This window comes from Akkermansia muciniphila (assembly GCF_030848305.1).
GTDB classification, from domain to species: domain Bacteria; phylum Verrucomicrobiota; class Verrucomicrobiia; order Verrucomicrobiales; family Akkermansiaceae; genus Akkermansia; species Akkermansia muciniphila_A.
Map to the genome: position 1 here is coordinate 717,535 of NZ_CP114598.1, position 17,015 is coordinate 734,549.

A 17,015-nucleotide genomic window follows, 5' to 3' on the forward strand; every position below is an offset into this window, starting at 1 on the left:
GCTCCCTGTGCTCATCACGGCCTTTTTCTCCCATGCTTCCCCCCGTTATCCTGGCCTCCCAATCACCCCGGCGGCGTGAATTGCTGGAAAAGGCCGGCATTCCTTTTTCCGTTATTGTCCGGGACACGGAAGAACTGAAAGAGGCTTCCATGCCCCCGCAGGAGCTCTGTCTGCACAATGCCGCCGCCAAGGCGGAAGCCGTGTTCCGGGAACATCCGGATTCCACCGTCATCGGCGCGGATACGCTCGTTTTTCTGGAAGGCTTGCCTCTTGGCAAACCGGGAAATGAAGAAGAAGCCCGGACTACGCTCCGGAAGCTCTCCGGACACACGCACCATGTATGCACGGCAGTCGCCATCCGTTCCCCGCTGGGCATGAAAGACCTGGCCGTGCTGACGGAAGTGACGTTCCGGAAGCTGACGGAAAGAGACATCCGCCGTTACATGGAACTGGTAAACGTGATGGACAAGGCCGGCTCTTACGCGTTCCAAGAATACGGGGAGATGATTATCTCTTCCGTGCGCGGGGATACGGACAACGTCATCGGACTGCCTGTCAGGGATGTGGTGACATGCCTGAACGGCCTGGGATACCGGTTTTGACCCGGCCACGCACCCGGGATTCAGGAACAGGGGGTTACCTGTCTGCCAGGAATGATCCCAGTTTATTATAAAAGGCCACAGGAAGCACGGCTTCCAGCAAGGTCCCTTCCTCCACATATTCCGTAGAGAAAACCTTGCCTTCACTATGCATGGCGGCCACCAGGTCGCTGCGGGTATAAGGAATCAGGAATCGGGCGCGCCGGACACGGCTTTCCAGCATTTCCACGCAGGCATTCAACAGGTCTCCCGCACCGTTCCCTTCTTTCACGGACATGGCAACCACCCTGCCGCTGAAATGGGGAGCCAGCAGCGTTTCCAGAGCTCCGCGCCGTTCTTCCGGGACCAGGTCCACCTTGTTTAAAACCACGACCATGGGCTTGTCACCCGCACCCAGTTCATCAAGAACCTCCAGAGTCGTTTCATAATGGCGCACGGCTTCCGGGTCGGAAGCGTCCACCACCTGAATCAGGAAATCCGCCAGAACGGCTTCCTCCAGCGTGGACTTGAAAGCCTCCACCAGGCGGTGCGGAAGGTTGCGGATGAAGCCTACGGTATCCGTCAGCAGCAGCGGCTGCCCGTGGGGAAGCTCTATTTTCCGCGTTGTGGTGTCCAGCGTAGCAAAAAGCATGTCCCGGGCCATGACTTCAGACCCGGACACCAGGGACAGGAGGGAGGATTTCCCGGCATTGGTATAACCTACAATAGCAGCCGTGGCGACGGCCTGGCGCTCCCGTTCCTTGCGCTGCGTAGCACGCTGCCGGGTCACCAGAACCAGTTCCCTTTGGATAGCCTCAATTCTGGCGCGCGCCAGGCGACGGTCCACTTCAATCTGCTTTTCACCTTCCCCCCTGGCTGCTCCGCCGCCGCCCTTACCACCGCCGGAGCCTCCGCCCTGGCGGTCCAGATGGTTCCACATACGGGCCATGCGCGGCAGAGAATACTGCATGCGGGCCAGTTCCACCTGCAGGGTAGCTTCCCGCGTCCGGGCGCGCCGGGCAAAGATATCCAGAATGACCTCTTCACGGTCAATGACGCATTCGTCAACAAGCCGCTCCCATTCCCTCTGCTGGGAAGGGGAAAGCATATTGTCAAAAACCACACAGTCCGCCCGGCAATCCAGCGCCAGCTGCTTCACCTCCTGCGCCTTTCCGGTACCGCACAGGAATTTGGCGTGCATGTCCCTGGATTTGATGAGGTGCTTTCCTGCAATGCCGATGCCGAGGTTGGAGACAAGATCTTCCAGCTCATCCAGCATGGCCTGTTTTTCCCCGGCCTCAGAGGGATCGAAGTAGATAGAAACGAGCATGGCCCGTTCCACCATTTCCGGTTTTTCGCGGATTTCAAACATATAGGGAATTTAACGGAATTGCTTGCTGGAGGTAGGCTGGTAATCCTTCAGCGCGAAGTCCGCGGGCTTATGACAGTCACAACCGCATGAAGAGAGGAAGCCGGCCATGCATGCCAGCGTCAAAAAGCTGATCAGTCTCATGCGGCTATGAGACCCGTACGACGTACCCTAGGCAAGCAAATTTTACTTCATCGCCATTACTTTTCTCCAAATCCGGGACACAGGCATTTGACCGAGCCTTTTCCCCTCTCTTCCGGCCGGGGCCAGCCGGAAAAGCACGCGGCAGGGACAAAAACCTCCCGGCGGCAGCCATCCGCCGCCTTTCAAGGGACCTTATCCCCTGCCGGAATCAACTTGATTTTGCATCGCCTTCCGGCAACCCTTCCCCCTCCTCCAGACTGTTCATCCATAAATTCCATTTTTCAATGAAAGCGCGGTCCATCTGAAGCAATGCTTTTTCCTGCTGTGCGGCGGAAATGGTTCCCGTCAGTCTGCCAAAAATAAGCAAAGGCTTGGCATACGTATCCGCCAGGGGAGAGAATTCCGCAGGCTGCTTCTGGCGGCATTCCCGCGCCAGAGCATGCAGGGAGTTGAACGGAAGCGCGTCCCAACTGACCTGGTACGCGCCGCTTCCTTCCCTGCTGTCCTGAGGTTCCACGGTCAGCAGATGCCCCTTCATCCCTTTCAGGCGCACCCTGGAGCCATCTTTGAGCGCCAGGGGTTTCCCCGGCCTCTTTTCCAGCAGTGCGGGCAAAAGTTTCTCCATGCGGGAGAACAGCGGCAGCATCTGGTCCGTCATTTCCCGCCGCATGGCCAGACGGGCCTTCACCTCAGGAGAGGAAATGATTTTTTCCGCCTCGCCATAAACAGCGGAAACTTTCTCATAATCACCGCTTTTCTTCATCACATCCTCCGCTTCCCGGCAAATATCCTCATAGCTTCTGGATTGGGCGGCCAGCAGGATTTTCCTTCTCTTTTCCTCCTCCAGTTCTTTTTGCCTTTCCTCCTCCTTTTGCCTTTCAGCCGCCTTCACGGCTTCCGCAGCCTCCCAGTCCCGGGCAGCCTGGTACCGCATCCTCAAATGATCCAGTATTCCTTCCAGCGCGGCATAAGCCGGAGACATGGAAGGGACGTCTCCAATCATCATCTGTTCCCGCAAAAAGTCCGCCGCGGACCGCTTGGCCTCCACTTCCGCCACTGTTTTTTCCGGCATGTCCTGAAGACGTTTCAAGCGCGCGTACTGATCCGTATACATTTCAAGATTGCTGAGCCACGCAGAAGCCAGCTCACGCACGTTCCTGTCCCGGTCGTCCGCCGCATCAGCAGCCACCCGGTCCAGAAATTCGCCGTATTCCGGCCATCTCCCGGCAAAGTACCAGGATTTCAACGCCATGCCCACATAGTAATGCACGGCCAGATCGGAATTGGAGCGCAGTCCCGGCATCCGGGAAGACCAGTCCGCGGAACTCAGGTACATGATCAGGTTGCCGATGTCCCCAGAGCGTTCCAGTTCTTCAGGGTCCTCGCAGGCTTCCATCTTTCCGCCCAGTTCCTCCAGACGCTCCACCCCTTCCGGGAACTGGCCGCGCACCCACATGCACAGCACCTGGTTTAACCCGGCCCACAAAGATGTGGAAAGGGGGCAGTCCGGCTGGGCCGCCAAATCGCCGAACATGGCGGCGGCTTTCACCAGATCCCCACGGTTCAGGGATTCCTGGGCCTCGTTAAACAGTTTGCCAAAGCGTATGCTGCGCTCCAGCCGCGATTCCTCCCCCCTGCCTTCCGGGACCGTTCCAGCCGCAGGAGAAATGGATGGAGACGGAGTGGCGGGAGAAGAGGCTACGCCCTCCCTCCACTCCGCCCATCCCCAAACGCCCCATGCCAAAGCCGCTACGGAAGCAATGGAAGAGGCTACGACCATGCGGCATTTCCTGCGCCGTGCGCGCCGCGCCTCCACCGAACGCCATTCCGCCCAGGTGAGACCGGATTCCTGCATGGCCCGGGCATATTCCTCCAGGGCCTGCTCCACGGCATCCATCAATTCGGGATAGGAAGAAAACCTGTCTTCCCTGTCAAAAGCCATCAGCCTGTCCACAATGAAACAGGTCATGGGAGAAACGTCGTTCACCACCTGCTCCAGGCGAGGGAGATTTTTTTTGTTCTCCAGAAGAATATCGGAAGACTGGGAGGCGTCCACACGGGGAGGCAAGCCTACGAGCAAATGGTACATGGTAGCTCCCAGAGCGTACATGTCCGTACGGAAGTCCTCTTCTCCGCGCAACAGCGTTTCCGGCGCGGCGTAATAAGGGGTGACCCATATTTCCCGCTCCATATCGGATTCACTGTGAAGCAGGGACAGGCCGAAGTCCACAATCTTAGCATCCCCGTCAGGGGACAAAAGAACGTTGGCGGGCTTGATATCCCTGTGCATGAGACCCGCATTCCACGCGGCGTCCAGCCCGCGCACGATATCCTGCGTCAGGCGCAGCACCCTGTCTTCCGGCACACGTTCCTCCGCGGCGATCAAGGCGTCCAGTCCATTGCCTTCCACCAGTTCCATGGCAATGTAAAAAAGGCCCTGGTCACGTCCCACGGCATAAATTTTCACCAGGTTTTCATGGGAAACCCGCGCCATGATCCGGGCTTCCCGTTCAAAACGTTCACAGCGCAGGGCATCTCCGGCATAGGTATCGTTCAGCACTTTCAGGGCCACTTCCCGCCCCAGAACGGCATCCTCCGCACGGAACACCACGCTCATGCCGCCTTTTCCCAGCTTTCCGGTAATATGGTAGGGCCCCATACGCGTTTTTACGCGCGTCAGCGCCTGGCAGCCCGGGCAAATGGCGTTGGCGTACAGCGGCAGCAGGGAAATATCCATGGGCTGTCCGCACGCCGGGCAATTGACGATGTTTTCTTGCTGGGGAACCATGAACGCAGGGCGGCGGAACGGGAATCAAAAAAAGGAAGGGGAAAAAGCGGCGCAGATCATCCGAATCATCCGGCACCCTTCCGAATATGAGCAGGGAGGGACCCCGGACAGGGCCCCTCCCGCAAATTTGATTTACTTCCGTCAGGCGAGAGCCGGAAGAGAAGCGGCGGCTACGGCCTGGCCGTGGCGCTTGGTCTTTTCATCCGGCACGCGGAGCTGGATCTTCAACTCGGGGAATTCGGTGCTCAGCACTTCTTCCGCCTTGTCAATAATGATCTGGCCGCCGTCTCCGGAAGCCACACGCCCCAGGAAGAGCAGATTGCGGATGTCATAGAATCTGGCGTAGTGGGCAATGGCATAGCCGAAGTGCACGCCGATGGTTTCATAAATCTTGCGTGCGCGTTCGTCGCCTTCCGCCATCGCGGCCTGAACCTTTTTAAGCTGTTCCGGGAAGGGCATTCCTTCAAACTGGAAGCCGGCGCGGGGTGCCAGGCGGGCCACGGCCTGCTGGGAGAAATAAAGGGCGCCTACGCCCATATCCTTGGACCATTCGTCCACGCCGCCTTCTTCCGAGTAGTCCACGGGGGCGAAAGCCAGTTCATTCAGCCAGGGCTTGATGTGGCCTTCCGGGTCCACATAGCCGGCAGCCTCGGAGGTGCCCATGGCTACGCCGAGCACGGCGTTGTCGTTCATGCCCATGGCGCCGGCGAGAGCGGTAACTTCACCGTCATTCACCACTTCAAAGGGAATGTTGTTCCATTTTTCTTTCTGGAGGGTGCGGAATACCTTGCCGAGGGTCTTTTCAATGTCTTCCTGGCTGACGCCGCGGAACAGGGAGGAAGTGCGCACTTCACTGTTGATGATTACGCCTGCGGAGGATCCGCCGATGGCGTCCACCCGGGGGAGATGAGCGGCGGCGCGTTCCAGGGAGTCCTGAATTCCGTCAATATGATACTGGGGATCCTTCTGGAAGTAAGGGTCCCAGACCACTTCCTCGGAATAAACCACTTCCCCATTCACCACGGCGGCGCATTTGCGGTCGGAACCGCCCAGGTCAAAACCGATGCGGCATCCGTCCAGGTTGCGGCCCAGCGTCATGGAGCCGGAGTATTCCTCGGGAAGCTCTTCCAGGGAAACCTTTTTCACTTCAATCGGGGAGCCGTAAATCTTCTTGCCGATGAAATCCCAGTCGAATTCGCGGATACCGCCCTTGCAGTAGCGGGAGGCCAGCATGTCCGCAATAGCGTCATCCCCGGCAACGAGGATGATATTGCCGCCCTTCTGCCACAGCAGGAATTTCACAATGCGCTCCACATAAGTCTCATTCAGGGCAATGTTTTCTCCGGTATGGGGAAGAAGCTTGCCGGACCAGCGGAAGCAGGTCCCGTCATTGCGGGTCAGAGCGATATCCACTTGATGAGAAGCGGGATCGGCGGCGGCTTTGGCTTCAAAAGCTTGATTCCAAAGAACGGCCGGCACGAAGCCGGGATCCAGCACAGGCGTGATTTTGGGTTGAATATTCATGGCGATAATCCGTTGGAAACGTAGCATACCAGCTTTTCCTTGAAAAGTATTCATTCCCTTTCCTCATGATTTTTTTTGAGGGACGCGGGGCGATAGCTCACTTTCTGCTGGAAAATCACCGTGTTTCCACTAAAGAAACAGGAGCTTTTCTTCCGGCCCGGCCCTCTGGAAGGGGAACCCATTCCACACATGCCTATTCCATGAATGAATTAACGGACCAGCTTATTACCCTGTTTTCCTCCATCCTGATTACCGTCATGTCCCTCGCCGTGGCGGTAAATATCTTCCGCCGGAGCCACTCCCCCAATACCCGGCATCCTCTGCAATGGAGCATTCCCGTAGGTCATCTGGACATGCTGGACATCGCCATGTGCGGCATCATCGTGCTTTACTTCAGCCTGGGGGCTCTGCTGGCGGCCGCCACGCCTCCGGGGGCTTCCGCTCCGCCCAGCACGACCAACATGGAGCTGGACGGCTACAAGGTCTTCAACGGAACCTGCCTGAATCTCATTCTGGCCTTCGTCCTGCTGGTTCGCATGTTCCACACGGGCAGGATGGAGGCGCTTGGATTGAAAAAACATTCCCTGAAGGCCCTTCTCTACGCTCCGGCTGCAGGCTATCTGCTGGTGCTGGTCATCCATTTCCTGCTGGACAAGGCGGGCCTGTTCCAGTGGATTGAACAGGTCACCAACGCACCGGCCGAACAATCCATTGTTTCCGTGCTGAGGCACTCCAGCGACATCCCCCTGATCACGGTCATCTGCTTCAGCGCCGCCATCGCCGCTCCTCTGGTGGAGGAACTTATTTTCCGCGGCTATCTGTACCCGATCATGAAGAAGTACACGGGCGTCTGGTTCGCCCTGATCACCACCTCCCTCCTCTTCGGCATCATCCACGTCAGCCTGGTGCCGTTCATCCCTCTGGCAATCTTCGGAGCCGTACTGGTGCTGCTGTACGAATACACGGGCAGCATCTGGACGCCCATCATCGCCCATTGCATTTTCAACACCGCCACTCTCATCAACATCCTGTACCCCGGCATCCTTCTTCCGTATGGAACCTGAGCCCAGCATCCGGCAGACGGGGGAAGACGCGCTGGTAGCCCGTCTCCTGCCCCTGATGCCTTCCAATTCCGCCCTGGTAACGGGGCCTGGAGATGACTGCGCCATAGTCCGGGGAGCAGGGAACCGCCAGCTGCTCCTGAAAACGGACTGCGTGGTGGAAGGCATGCATTTCCTGCCCGGAACGGATCCGGAACTGATCGGGAGGAAAGCGCTGGCACGGGCCGTCTCAGACATAGGAGCCATGGGCGGAACGCCCCTGCACGCTCTGATAACCCTGTTCGTGCACGCAGACCGCCCCACCTCCCAGGTGGAAGGAATTTACCGGGGCATGGGGCGGCTGGCACGGCAGTTCGGCATCAGCATCGCCGGGGGGGAAAGCTCCGGCCTGCCCAGGGACGGGCTTATCATCAACGTGGCCCTGACCGGGGAAGTGGAGGAAGGCAAAGCCGTACTGCGCAGTACGGCGCGGGCGGGGGATCTGATTGCCGTTACGGGAATGCTTGGCGGCAGCTTCCCCACCGGGCACCATCTTTCCTTCATGCCGCGTGTCAGGGAAGGAGGCATCCTGGCCTCTTCCGGCGTAGCCACCTCCATGATGGACCTTTCTGACGGGCTGGGAACCGACCTTCCCCGGCTGGCGGCCGCCTCCGGGCTGGGGTTCCGTATTCATGAAGAACTCCTTCCCGTGCGCCCGGGGTTCACGACGGCACAGGCTGTGGGGGATGGGGAGGATTACGAATTACTGGTAACCTTCCGTCCCGGCGACCGCGAACGGGCGGCACGGCTGGCCGCGGAGCATTTTCCGGAAACGCCTCTCACCGTCATCGGGGAAATAACTGCGGAAACGGCCTCCGTCCTTCCCGCGGGTTACAGGCACTTCAACTAGCCCGCAGAAAAACCGGAGAAGGAACCAGGCAAAACGCCCGCGAAATTATTCCGCCGTTTTTTCTTCCTCCTTCTCCTGCTGCATGTAAGGCAGAAGCTGTTCATAAGCAGCCCTGCCCAGGTAGCGCTTGATGGAACGCTCCGGCGTTTTGAAAATGTCCACCAGAATCAGGCAGTCCAGCACGTCGCCAAAATGCTTATCCACGCTGAAGGAAAGAATTTTGCCGTTCAATTTCAAATATTGGCGGAGCAATACGGGAATGCCCCTGCCGTCTTCCTCTATATCAGCCACCAACTGGGACAGGCCCTGGGCATCTGCCAGACCCAGAGGGAGGATGCATGATTCCGACCTCTTCAGGTCCGCTTTGCGGGGCGGATTGTAGGCTTTTACCTCATGCACCAGCACGGGCTCCATTTCATGCGCCTTCAGATAGGAGACGATAAGGGCCCGGGAAAGGTTGGTGTAATCACGGGAAATGCTGACCGTGCCGAACAGGTAGCGGTAATGGTGGTTGCGGGCCATGAACTGGCCGATTCCCTCCCAAATAAAACCAAGCGCCAGAGGCCTTTTCTGATATTCCGGGACAATGAAGGCTCGCCCCATCTCCAGAGAACGGCCCAAGACCCGCAAGGCGGCGGGGGAAAAGGAAAAGTATTCCCCGTTGTACAGCCCTTTCACACCGTAGCGGGCGAGGATTTTGTCCGTTTCCCCCATACGGTAGGCGCCTACGATTTTCCGGTGCGTTCTGTCCCACAGGAACAGGTGCTTGTAATGGTTGTCGTACGTATCCAGGTCGCACGCCTTGCCGGAACCTTCCCCTACCTGGCGGAAGGTATATTCCCGCAAACGCCCTATTTCAATAAGGATATTGGGGATTTGCAGGGCATCCGCCACGTACACGTCCCAATCTCCATTTTCCTGGCGGGCATGCAGGCACTCCGGGGGCAGCGCGTCAATTTCCGCCTGCATATCCTGCACGGAAACAGGGGAGATCAGCGCGGCCATCTTTGCCTTCCGGTCTTTTTTGTGCACATGGGGGCGGCGGCTCTTTTCATAACTCTTGCCCAGCAGGTAAGTGCGCAGGCGGAGATGGGAGACCATAGCTTCATCGGAATCATACTGCCCAAGCTGGCTGAACGGAATGGGCTTGCCCACCACGATGCGGTGCGTCCGGCGGCCGTCGCGCCCCACTTCCCGGGGAAGGAACGCTACGCGCGCCTTGCGGTTAATCAGGGAAATTCCCTGGAACAAAAGGCTGTTGCGGCCCGGAAAATATACGGGCACCACCGTCGCTTTCGTCATCCGGATAATGGCGCCGATATTCGCGTTCCAGGGGTCGTCCGTCACCCTCTTGTGGGTCAGGGAAAAACTGGAAGCCGTGCCGGCGGGGAAAATGCCCAGCACGCCGCCCTTCCGCAGCCAGGAAATCATCTTGCGCATGCCGGAAAGGTTCTTGCGTTTGGCGTTCTCATCCTCATACACATCCACTTTGATGAGCCAGGGATCCAGTTCCCGGCACAGGGAAAGCTGCTCATTGGCCAAAATACGGACGTCTTCCCTCACGCGGGTCAGCAGCTCCCCGAACATGATGCCGTCCGACAAGCCGTGCGGATGATTGGCGACGACGACGACAGGCCCTTTCTTAGGGATATTTTCCAGATCCCCCGGACGCAGCTGCAACTTCAGATTCAAGTACCTGGAAGCAAGCTGAAAGAAATTTTCCTGAGAACCGGATTCCTTGTCGCGCACGATCTTGTCGTACGCCTTGTTCAGGCGTTCCAGGCCCAGCAGCTTTTCGGCGGACGCGGCCACCAGGGCAGGCAGACGCGTATTCTCGTCCAAAATGTCTCTGATATCCACCATTTTCGGGTGTTTGAGCTGGGCCATGCCCCGCTGTATAACGGATTTACAGGAAAAAGTGAAACTCTTTTTGCAACGCCCTCCGGAACGCAGTCTTGATTTCCAAGGGACGCAAAGCTATAATCCAAGCGGCTTTAGCCCCCATTTCCAACTCAGAAGACACTCATGCATCCAGCCATCGCCATTGACGGTCCCGCCGCCTCCGGAAAATCTACCGTCGCCAAGCTTATCGCGGACCGCCTCGGTTATACGTTCATCAACACCGGGGCCATGTACCGGGCCGTCACCTGGTACATGCTGGAACAGGGCATCAACCCCGCGGATACGGCGGCCGTGCTGGAATCCCTGCCGTCCGTGCCCCTCTCTTTCGGCAAGGACGGCAGCCGGTCCGTAGTTCTGTGCGGGCAGCGCGTGCTGGGAGAAGAACTCACAAAACAGCAGGTCAACGACCACGTTTCCACCATCGCGGCCATTCCGGAAGTGCGCGCCCTGCTGGTGGAACGGCAGCGGGAATACAACCGCCGGGAACCTGTCGTGATGGAAGGCAGGGACATAGGCACCGTGGTTTTTCCGGATACGCCGTTCAAGTACTTCGTCACCGCCTCCGAGGAAGTGAGGGCCGCGCGCCGCGCCGCAGAAGGCCTGACGGACTCCATCGCGGAACGGGACCGCAAGGACTCCTCCCGCGCTACCGCCCCGCTGGCGCAGGCGCCGGACGCTCTGCTGGTGGATACGTCAGACATGACGATTGACCAGGTCGTCCGTTTCATCACCGACAACATCCAACAAAAACTCTCCTCCAGATGAACTCTTTCTACTGGGTTTTCTACACGCTCTTCAAAAGCATTTCCAAAGCTTTCTTCTCCTGGAAAGTCGTCAACCGGGAAAAACTCATCGAAGACGGCCCCGTGCTCATCGTCAGCAATCACCAGAGCTTTCTGGACCCGCCCATGCTGGGCATTTCTTATGAGGACGGCATCTATTTTTTCGCACGCAAGACGCTGTTCCAGGGTATTTTCAAATGGTCCCTCCCCCTCTGCCAGGCTATCCCCATTGACCAGGAAAACCCGGATGCCGCCAGCCTCAAGCACGTGATACGCCTGCTGAAATCCGGCAAGCGCGTACTTGTGTTTCCGGAAGGCTCCCGCACGCCGGATGGTGAAATCCATGACGGCATGGGGGGAATCGGCCTCATCCTGAGCAAAACGAAAGTTCCCGTGCAGCCCCTGCGCATCAGCGGCGCGTATGAAGCATTTCCCATCGGCGCCCGGTTTCCCAAACTCCGTCCCGTCACGGTCACGGTGGGAGACCCCATCCCTTTCACGCCGGCGGAACTCAACGCCAGAGGAAAAGATGCGTACCAGCACCTGACGGACAGAATCATGGACGCCATCCGCTCCCTTCCTGCGGAATAACCCCTTTCCCAGCCCCATGATCTCCAGGCTGAAATTAATGGACTTCCGTTGCTACGGAAGCTTCTCCTGGCAGATCCCGCAGCAGGGGGCTATCATCCTGGGAGACAACGCCCGGGGAAAAACCAGCCTGCTGGAAGCCGTTTGCTTCCTGCTGCGCCTGCAATCCCCGCGCACGGCCCGGACCGGGCCGCTGGCCTCCCACGGAAAACAATCCTTCGGCATCCGCGGAGAGCTTCCGGGACAAATCCGGCGCATCCTGTGGGCGCCGAACGCCCCGGACCTCCGCGTCAACGGAGAGCCCCGCAAAGACCAGCGCAGCTACCTGGCGGACAGCTATCCCGTGGTATGGATGGGGAATGACGACCTTTCCCTGGTGCAGGCCGGCGCGGATGCCCGCCGGAAATACATGGACTTTCTGGGCAGCCAGTGGCACCCAGGCTACAGACTGGCCCTGTTCAGCTACCGCCGGGCGCTGAAAACGCGCAATTACCTGCTCAAGCACAGGCACCGGGACAAACTCCAGCTGGACGCCTACACGCGCCAGCTGGCCCTGCACGGCACGGAACTGAGAAACCTGCGCGCCCATCTGCTGGCGCTCTTGGCGCCCCATATCGCCCTGGCCTACCGCAATATCGGCGGAAGGCAGGAACAGGTCTCCATCGCTTACCGCGCCTCGGAGGAAGGAGACCTGTATGAACGGCTGTGCGCCTCCATGGACCGGGACATCCGGTACGGGCAAACCCAGAACGGCCCCCACCGGGATGACCTGGACATCACGCTGAACGGAAGAAACGCCGCTCAATTCGCCTCCGAAGGGCAGCAGCGCACCACCGCCATCTCCATGAAGCTGGCGCAGTCTTCCCTTCTGACGGAAGAAACGGGACATACGCCCATCCATCTGATTGACGATGTCTTCGGGGAGCTGGACCCCACGCGCCGGATAGCCTTTCTGCAGTCGCTTCCAGCGGACGCGCAGAGCCTCATCACCACCACCCATCTGGACTGGCTGCACGATGCTCCTTGCCCCCTGCCAGCCTTCCGGCTGGAGAATGGAACACTTGTCCCCCTCTGAAAAAGCGCGGACAGGAACAATGAACAGGCGTCCGCATGCGGCATTTCCAGGGCGCTATTCCTTCACCCATACATTCAGGATTTCCACAATATACATCTTATGGAAATCCCCGGCGGCATACCACTCCGGCACAATGGTTTTATCCAGAAAAGCTTCCGGATTGAGAGGCTCCGCGTACAGCTTGCGGCACTCCAGCACCAGGCGCGCTTCCGTAAAACTTACATTTCCGTTCTCCGTCACATATGGCGTCAGGCCGGAGGCGGCCACCTTGTCCGTATCCCGTCCGCTCGTTGTTCCGCACACGGTCAAAGCCTTATGGTACTCATGGCTGAAAAAGGAAAGCGTCAGTTCGTCCCCGGCCTCAATAAAACGGAAAGTATGGCGCTGGGGGCGGATAACTACAAACGCCACGGGCTTCTTCCACATGAACCCCAACCCGCCCCAGCTGGCCGTCATCATGTTGAAATGCTCCGGGGAACCCGCCGTCACCAGCATCCAGTCGTCCCCAATCAATTGTACGGCATTATCCTGAATCTCTTTTGGTTCAATCTTCTTCATCATCGTCTCCAACGTTCGTTCACAACCTATCCTACACCCCTCCGTCCATATGTCAAAGCTGTGGAGCGGCCGGGATGACGCGGGAAGGCAATCTCCCGCCCCGCCGGGAGCGCCCTCCGTTTGGAGTTGCATTTCCTCAACGGCGGCCCTAGCATTTCCGGGATGAACCACACCGCGCTGGAAGACAAGCTGGGTTACCGTTTCAACAATCCGGATCTGCTCGTTCAGGCCCTTACCCACCCCAGCACGGACAGCAGGCCGGAAACGCGCCGGGCGTATGAACGGCTGGAATTCCTGGGAGACGCCATTCTGCAGCTGGCCGTCACACAGTACCTTTACCACCACATGCCCCAATCCCCGGAAGGGGAACTGACCCAGCTGCGCGCCCGAACCGTCAGCCGCGCCAATCTGGGTAAATACGGCTTTATCCTGGGGCTGGACAAATACATTGCCCTGGGGAAGGGGGAGGAACGGGCCGGCGGACGAGGCAAAAATTCCATCATCGCCAACACATTTGAATCCGTCTTCGGAGCCATGTCCCTGGATTCCGACTATGAAACGGCCAAGGCCGTGGCCCTGCGCGTCCTCCATGAAGCTCTGGATTCCGCGGCCAGCCATCCCAAGGAAATCAACCCCAAAGGGGAACTCCAAGCCATTCTTCAGGACATCCTGCCCGAAACTCCTTCCTATAAGACGGAAGAAAAAGGGCCGAGAGACGCTGAAAACCGTTTTGAATCCCGCGTTTTCTGGCATGGTCACGCCATTGGCGCCGGTTCCGGGGCCAGCAAGAGAAAGGCGGAGGTAGCCGCCGCCGCAGACGCCCTGGCCGCCAGGGCATGGCTCCGCATGACCTTGTAACCGCCAAAGGAGGACGGGTGTCTATTTTGTCACCCTTAAGCCTTGGACACTCCTGCGGCTGGTTTGATAGACAGAAGCCGTCTCCGCGAGAAAGAACCTTCCCCGGAAGAACTTTCCACAGACAAACCAGCCATGGAAAACCAATGAAGACCTATACTCTCCCCGTCATCGGCATCATGACTTTCGGAGCCTCCGCCTTTGCCGCGGCCGCGTCCTCTACAGGAAACGCTCTGCCGACCCGCGGCAGCTTTTCCACCTGCAAATGGCTCGGCGACCGTTTCAAGTGGTTCAACGCGGAACGGGATCATAAAAATCCCTACATCCAGGAATTCAACGTTTCCCTCCGCATGCAGTACGGCCTGGACTGGATTGACCCGAACGGCGAAGACCGCGTGATGGGCGAAAAGGAAGGCAACGGCCGCCGCTTCAACGATGAATGGCGCCGCTTCCGCGCCGGGTTCAACATGAAGTTCCTGAATAACTTCAAACTCAACAACGTCTGGAACATCGGCGGCATGGACGGCCTGGAAAGCTACAATGCGAAAGCCAACACATGGAACGCCTCCGACCAGACCTGCTCCCTTTACGAATTGAATCTAGAATACAACGGAGGCCCCGTCACCTATGCCATCGGCAAAATAAAGCCGCGCATCACCGGGGAATACCGAACGTCCTCCTCCGCCATTCTGACCATGGAACGTTCCATGCTGGTCAACCAGCTCCGCCCGGAAACCAATTACGGACTCCAGGTGAACAATTCCGACAAAAAGGACAAACTCGGCTGGGCCGCAGGCGTCTGGCTGAACGGCAACGGAAGCGCCGGGACCGGCACGTCCAACAACCGCATTGAACCCGCTTTCAACTCCCGGGACAACTGCTTCATCACCGGCACGCTGAGCTATGACACGTCCAACGGCGTTTTCCTGAAGAAAAGCCGTCTGTGGCTGGATTACGCCCACAATTTCACCAAGTGGGGGAACGACGCCCAAAACAAGGCGTATGAAAAACTGACCGGCTACGGCTTCAAATCCAAATACCAGGGCACCGGAGCCAGGGACGTGGTAGCCCTGACATGGGAAGGCTCCCAGGGGAATTTCTCCCTGATGACCGAAGTCATGGCCGGCTTCAACGTCATCGGCATGAAGGCGGGGGCTGAAAACGTCTTCGGCATGACCGTCATGCCGTCCTACAAGTTCACCCCCCACTGGGAAGGAGTGGTCCGCTACCAGATGGCGGCGGGCAGCAACGCCGTAAAATGGGAAAAACGCTATACGCAGAACTCCACTTATTCCGGCACCTCCGACTGCATGCAGGCCCTGTACCTGGGCGTCAACTACTACATTTTCGAATGCAGCCCGAACATGGCCAAGATCATGGCGGGCATCGAATACGCCCATTCCAACGGCACGGATGCCAGCCGGCAAAAAGGCTTTACCGGATGGAGCTACAACATCGCCTTCCGCACCAACTTCTAAGAAAGTGAGGCACGAGACCGCATATTAGGTTTCACGGGCAGGATAAACGACATGGAGTAAAATCCGCTTCATCCCGCCTTTTTTCCTGAAAATCACAACCGGATATCCGGTAACGCTTTCGATTTCAAAGAAATCAGCTTGGGCAGGGCCGTGTATTCACGGCCTTTTTTCATCAGGCCGCCGGCGCTCACCAGATTCTGGAGTTTTTCGTAAATCCTCAGCCTCAGGATTTCCTCCCCGCCCAGGGACATGTGCTTTTCCTTCATCACGACAACGGCACGCTGAAAAATGTCATTGAATTCCAGCATGCCCGCTTCATGAAGAATGAGAATAAGCTCATCAGTCACCAAATCCGGTGTCTTGCGCGAGGAATGTGATTTCCTATCCTCCAGCATGATGATAGGACATTATCATGACACACTTCCAGCCGTCAAGTTGATAAAATCTGCGTCATTTCCCGCCGGCATATGGCTCCAAGAGCATCCAAGGCGGCTGGCCCGATCAGAGATGAAGCCCTGCTCCGGAAACCGGAAACGAGCTGCCGCCTCTCCTCACGGGAGGATTGCTTATCCGGAGGAGGAAATTTTTCTGCAAGAAAAGGGAGAGGGGAGCTCGTATTATCTGCAGTCCGGGCAATACGGAGCCTGTTGCAGATATGAAAGGAAATAAATGCTCCATTTTCAGGTTAGGTGCAGCCGTAGCTGTTTTTTTCAGCCCTTTTCCTCTGCAGGCCGGAGAATTCACATTGATGAGCTATAACGTAAAGAACGGCACCGGCATGGACGGCAGGAGGGATTATGACCGCACGGCCCGGGTAATCGCGGAGGAAAAACCGGATGTCGTGGCCCTTCAGGAGCTGGACCAGGGGACAATCAGGAGCAGCGGCAGGGATACCCTGCAAGAATTGGCCGCAAGGACAACGTTGACGGGTACCTATGCCAAGGCCATTGATTATTCAGGCGGTTCCTATGGAGTAGGCATTTTATCCAGGGAAAAGCCTCTGAGCGTCAAACGGATTCCTTTGCCCGGCAGGGAGGAGGCCCGTGTGCTGCTGATGGCCGAGTTCAGGGATTACTGGTTTTGCGTCACGCATTTGTCCCTGACCAAGGAAGACAGCAGCGCTTCCATTGATATGATTGCCGCCCTGGCCGCAAAATGCAGCAAGCCCTTTTTTATTGCAGGGGATTTCAATTTAACGCCGGATTCGGAGCCGATAACCCGGATGAAGAAATATTTCATCCTGCTGAGCGATCCGGCCCAAAAAACGTTTCCCGCCGGGCATCCGAAGGAATGCATTGATTACATCTGGATGTACAGGGGAAAAAAGACGGAGGCGTTCCATGTGAAGGAACGCAGGGTGATTGAAGCCCCCGCCGCCTCCGACCACCGCCCGGTTAAAGTGACGGTCAGCTATTGACATGATG

The 17,015-nt window shown here is 57.9% G+C and carries 16 protein-coding genes; 9 read left to right on the forward strand and 7 right to left on the reverse strand.

What is annotated here, in order from left to right:
• The first annotated feature begins 32 nt into the window (after positions 1 to 32).
• Complete coding sequence (locus O4G22_RS03175; RefSeq protein ID WP_094136851.1) at positions 33 to 602, forward strand: Maf family protein; 570 nt, start codon at positions 33 to 35, stop codon at positions 600 to 602.
• Between the two features lie 34 nt (positions 603 to 636).
• Here O4G22_RS03175 and hflX read toward each other — a convergent pair whose 3' ends face one another.
• From hflX to O4G22_RS03195, 4 genes are all read right to left on the reverse strand, one after another.
• Complete coding sequence (gene hflX, locus O4G22_RS03180) at positions 637 to 1,950, reverse strand: GTPase HflX (protein ID WP_094136850.1); 1,314 nt, start codon at positions 1,948 to 1,950, stop codon at positions 637 to 639.
• 9 nt (positions 1,951 to 1,959) lie between these two features.
• Positions 1,960 to 2,091 (reverse strand): hypothetical protein, encoded by a 132-nt coding sequence (locus O4G22_RS03185; protein ID WP_256943576.1) that lies wholly within the window; start codon positions 2,089 to 2,091, stop codon positions 1,960 to 1,962.
• A gap of 208 nt (positions 2,092 to 2,299) precedes the next feature.
• A complete protein-coding gene (locus tag O4G22_RS03190) occupies positions 2,300 to 4,879 on the reverse strand; it encodes a serine/threonine-protein kinase (RefSeq protein WP_306702144.1) in 2,580 nt (859 codons plus the stop codon).
• 141 nt (positions 4,880 to 5,020) lie between these two features.
• Entirely contained in the window at positions 5,021 to 6,403 is a 1,383-nt protein-coding gene (locus O4G22_RS03195; RefSeq protein WP_094136848.1) for an ROK family protein, read from the reverse strand.
• Positions 6,404 to 6,603: 200 nt separating this feature from the next.
• Between O4G22_RS03195 and O4G22_RS03200 the strand changes: the two genes are divergently transcribed.
• Together O4G22_RS03200 and thiL are read left to right on the forward strand one after the other, a co-directional pair.
• Positions 6,604 to 7,467: a CPBP family intramembrane glutamic endopeptidase gene (locus O4G22_RS03200; RefSeq protein ID WP_290488210.1), complete on the forward strand. Its 864-nt coding sequence runs from the start codon at positions 6,604 to 6,606 to the stop codon at positions 7,465 to 7,467.
• Positions 7,457 to 8,353: a thiamine-phosphate kinase gene (thiL, locus tag O4G22_RS03205; protein WP_306702145.1), complete on the forward strand. Its 897-nt coding sequence runs from the start codon at positions 7,457 to 7,459 to the stop codon at positions 8,351 to 8,353. Before O4G22_RS03200 ends, thiL begins: the two co-directional genes overlap by 11 nt.
• Before the next feature lie 45 nt (positions 8,354 to 8,398).
• Here thiL and O4G22_RS03210 read toward each other — a convergent pair whose 3' ends face one another.
• Positions 8,399 to 10,240 carry a lysophospholipid acyltransferase family protein gene (locus O4G22_RS03210; RefSeq protein ID WP_094136845.1) on the reverse strand — a complete coding sequence of 614 codons (1,842 nt, stop codon included), beginning with the start codon at positions 10,238 to 10,240 and terminating at the stop codon, positions 8,399 to 8,401.
• A 138-nt stretch (positions 10,241 to 10,378) separates the two neighbouring features.
• Here O4G22_RS03210 and cmk point away from each other — a divergent pair, with 138 nt between their 5' ends.
• Genes cmk through recF form a run of 3 tightly spaced genes read left to right on the forward strand, consistent with a single transcriptional unit; the run spans position 10,379 to position 12,700 of the window.
• A complete protein-coding gene (gene cmk, locus O4G22_RS03215; RefSeq protein WP_290488208.1) occupies positions 10,379 to 11,020 on the forward strand; it encodes a (d)CMP kinase in 642 nt (213 codons plus the stop codon).
• Positions 11,017 to 11,628 carry a lysophospholipid acyltransferase family protein gene (locus tag O4G22_RS03220; RefSeq protein WP_306702146.1) on the forward strand — a complete coding sequence of 204 codons (612 nt, stop codon included), beginning with the start codon at positions 11,017 to 11,019 and terminating at the stop codon, positions 11,626 to 11,628. Before cmk ends, O4G22_RS03220 begins: the two co-directional genes overlap by 4 nt.
• Positions 11,629 to 11,644: 16 nt before the next feature.
• Positions 11,645 to 12,700 (forward strand): DNA replication/repair protein RecF, encoded by a 1,056-nt coding sequence (recF, locus tag O4G22_RS03225; protein ID WP_306702147.1) that lies wholly within the window; start codon positions 11,645 to 11,647, stop codon positions 12,698 to 12,700.
• 54 nt (positions 12,701 to 12,754) lie between these two features.
• Here recF and O4G22_RS03230 read toward each other — a convergent pair whose 3' ends face one another.
• Positions 12,755 to 13,258 carry a flavin reductase gene (locus tag O4G22_RS03230; protein WP_179219112.1) on the reverse strand — a complete coding sequence of 168 codons (504 nt, stop codon included), beginning with the start codon at positions 13,256 to 13,258 and terminating at the stop codon, positions 12,755 to 12,757.
• Positions 13,259 to 13,420: 162 nt separating this feature from the next.
• On the opposite strand from O4G22_RS03230, the gene rnc reads away from it, so the two are divergent.
• Positions 13,421 to 14,116 carry a ribonuclease III gene (gene rnc, locus O4G22_RS03235; protein WP_290488205.1) on the forward strand — a complete coding sequence of 232 codons (696 nt, stop codon included), beginning with the start codon at positions 13,421 to 13,423 and terminating at the stop codon, positions 14,114 to 14,116.
• 143 nt (positions 14,117 to 14,259) lie between these two features.
• Positions 14,260 to 15,591 (forward strand): porin, encoded by a 1,332-nt coding sequence (locus O4G22_RS03240; RefSeq protein WP_306702148.1) that lies wholly within the window; start codon positions 14,260 to 14,262, stop codon positions 15,589 to 15,591.
• A 92-nt stretch (positions 15,592 to 15,683) separates the two neighbouring features.
• Here O4G22_RS03240 and O4G22_RS03245 read toward each other — a convergent pair whose 3' ends face one another.
• Positions 15,684 to 15,986 (reverse strand): hypothetical protein, encoded by a 303-nt coding sequence (locus tag O4G22_RS03245; protein ID WP_306702149.1) that lies wholly within the window; start codon positions 15,984 to 15,986, stop codon positions 15,684 to 15,686.
• Between the two features lie 353 nt (positions 15,987 to 16,339).
• Between O4G22_RS03245 and O4G22_RS03250 the strand changes: the two genes are divergently transcribed.
• Positions 16,340 to 17,008, forward strand: a complete 669-nt coding sequence (locus O4G22_RS03250) for an endonuclease/exonuclease/phosphatase family protein (protein WP_306702150.1) — start codon at positions 16,340 to 16,342, stop codon at positions 17,006 to 17,008.
• Positions 17,009 to 17,015 lie beyond the last annotated feature (7 nt).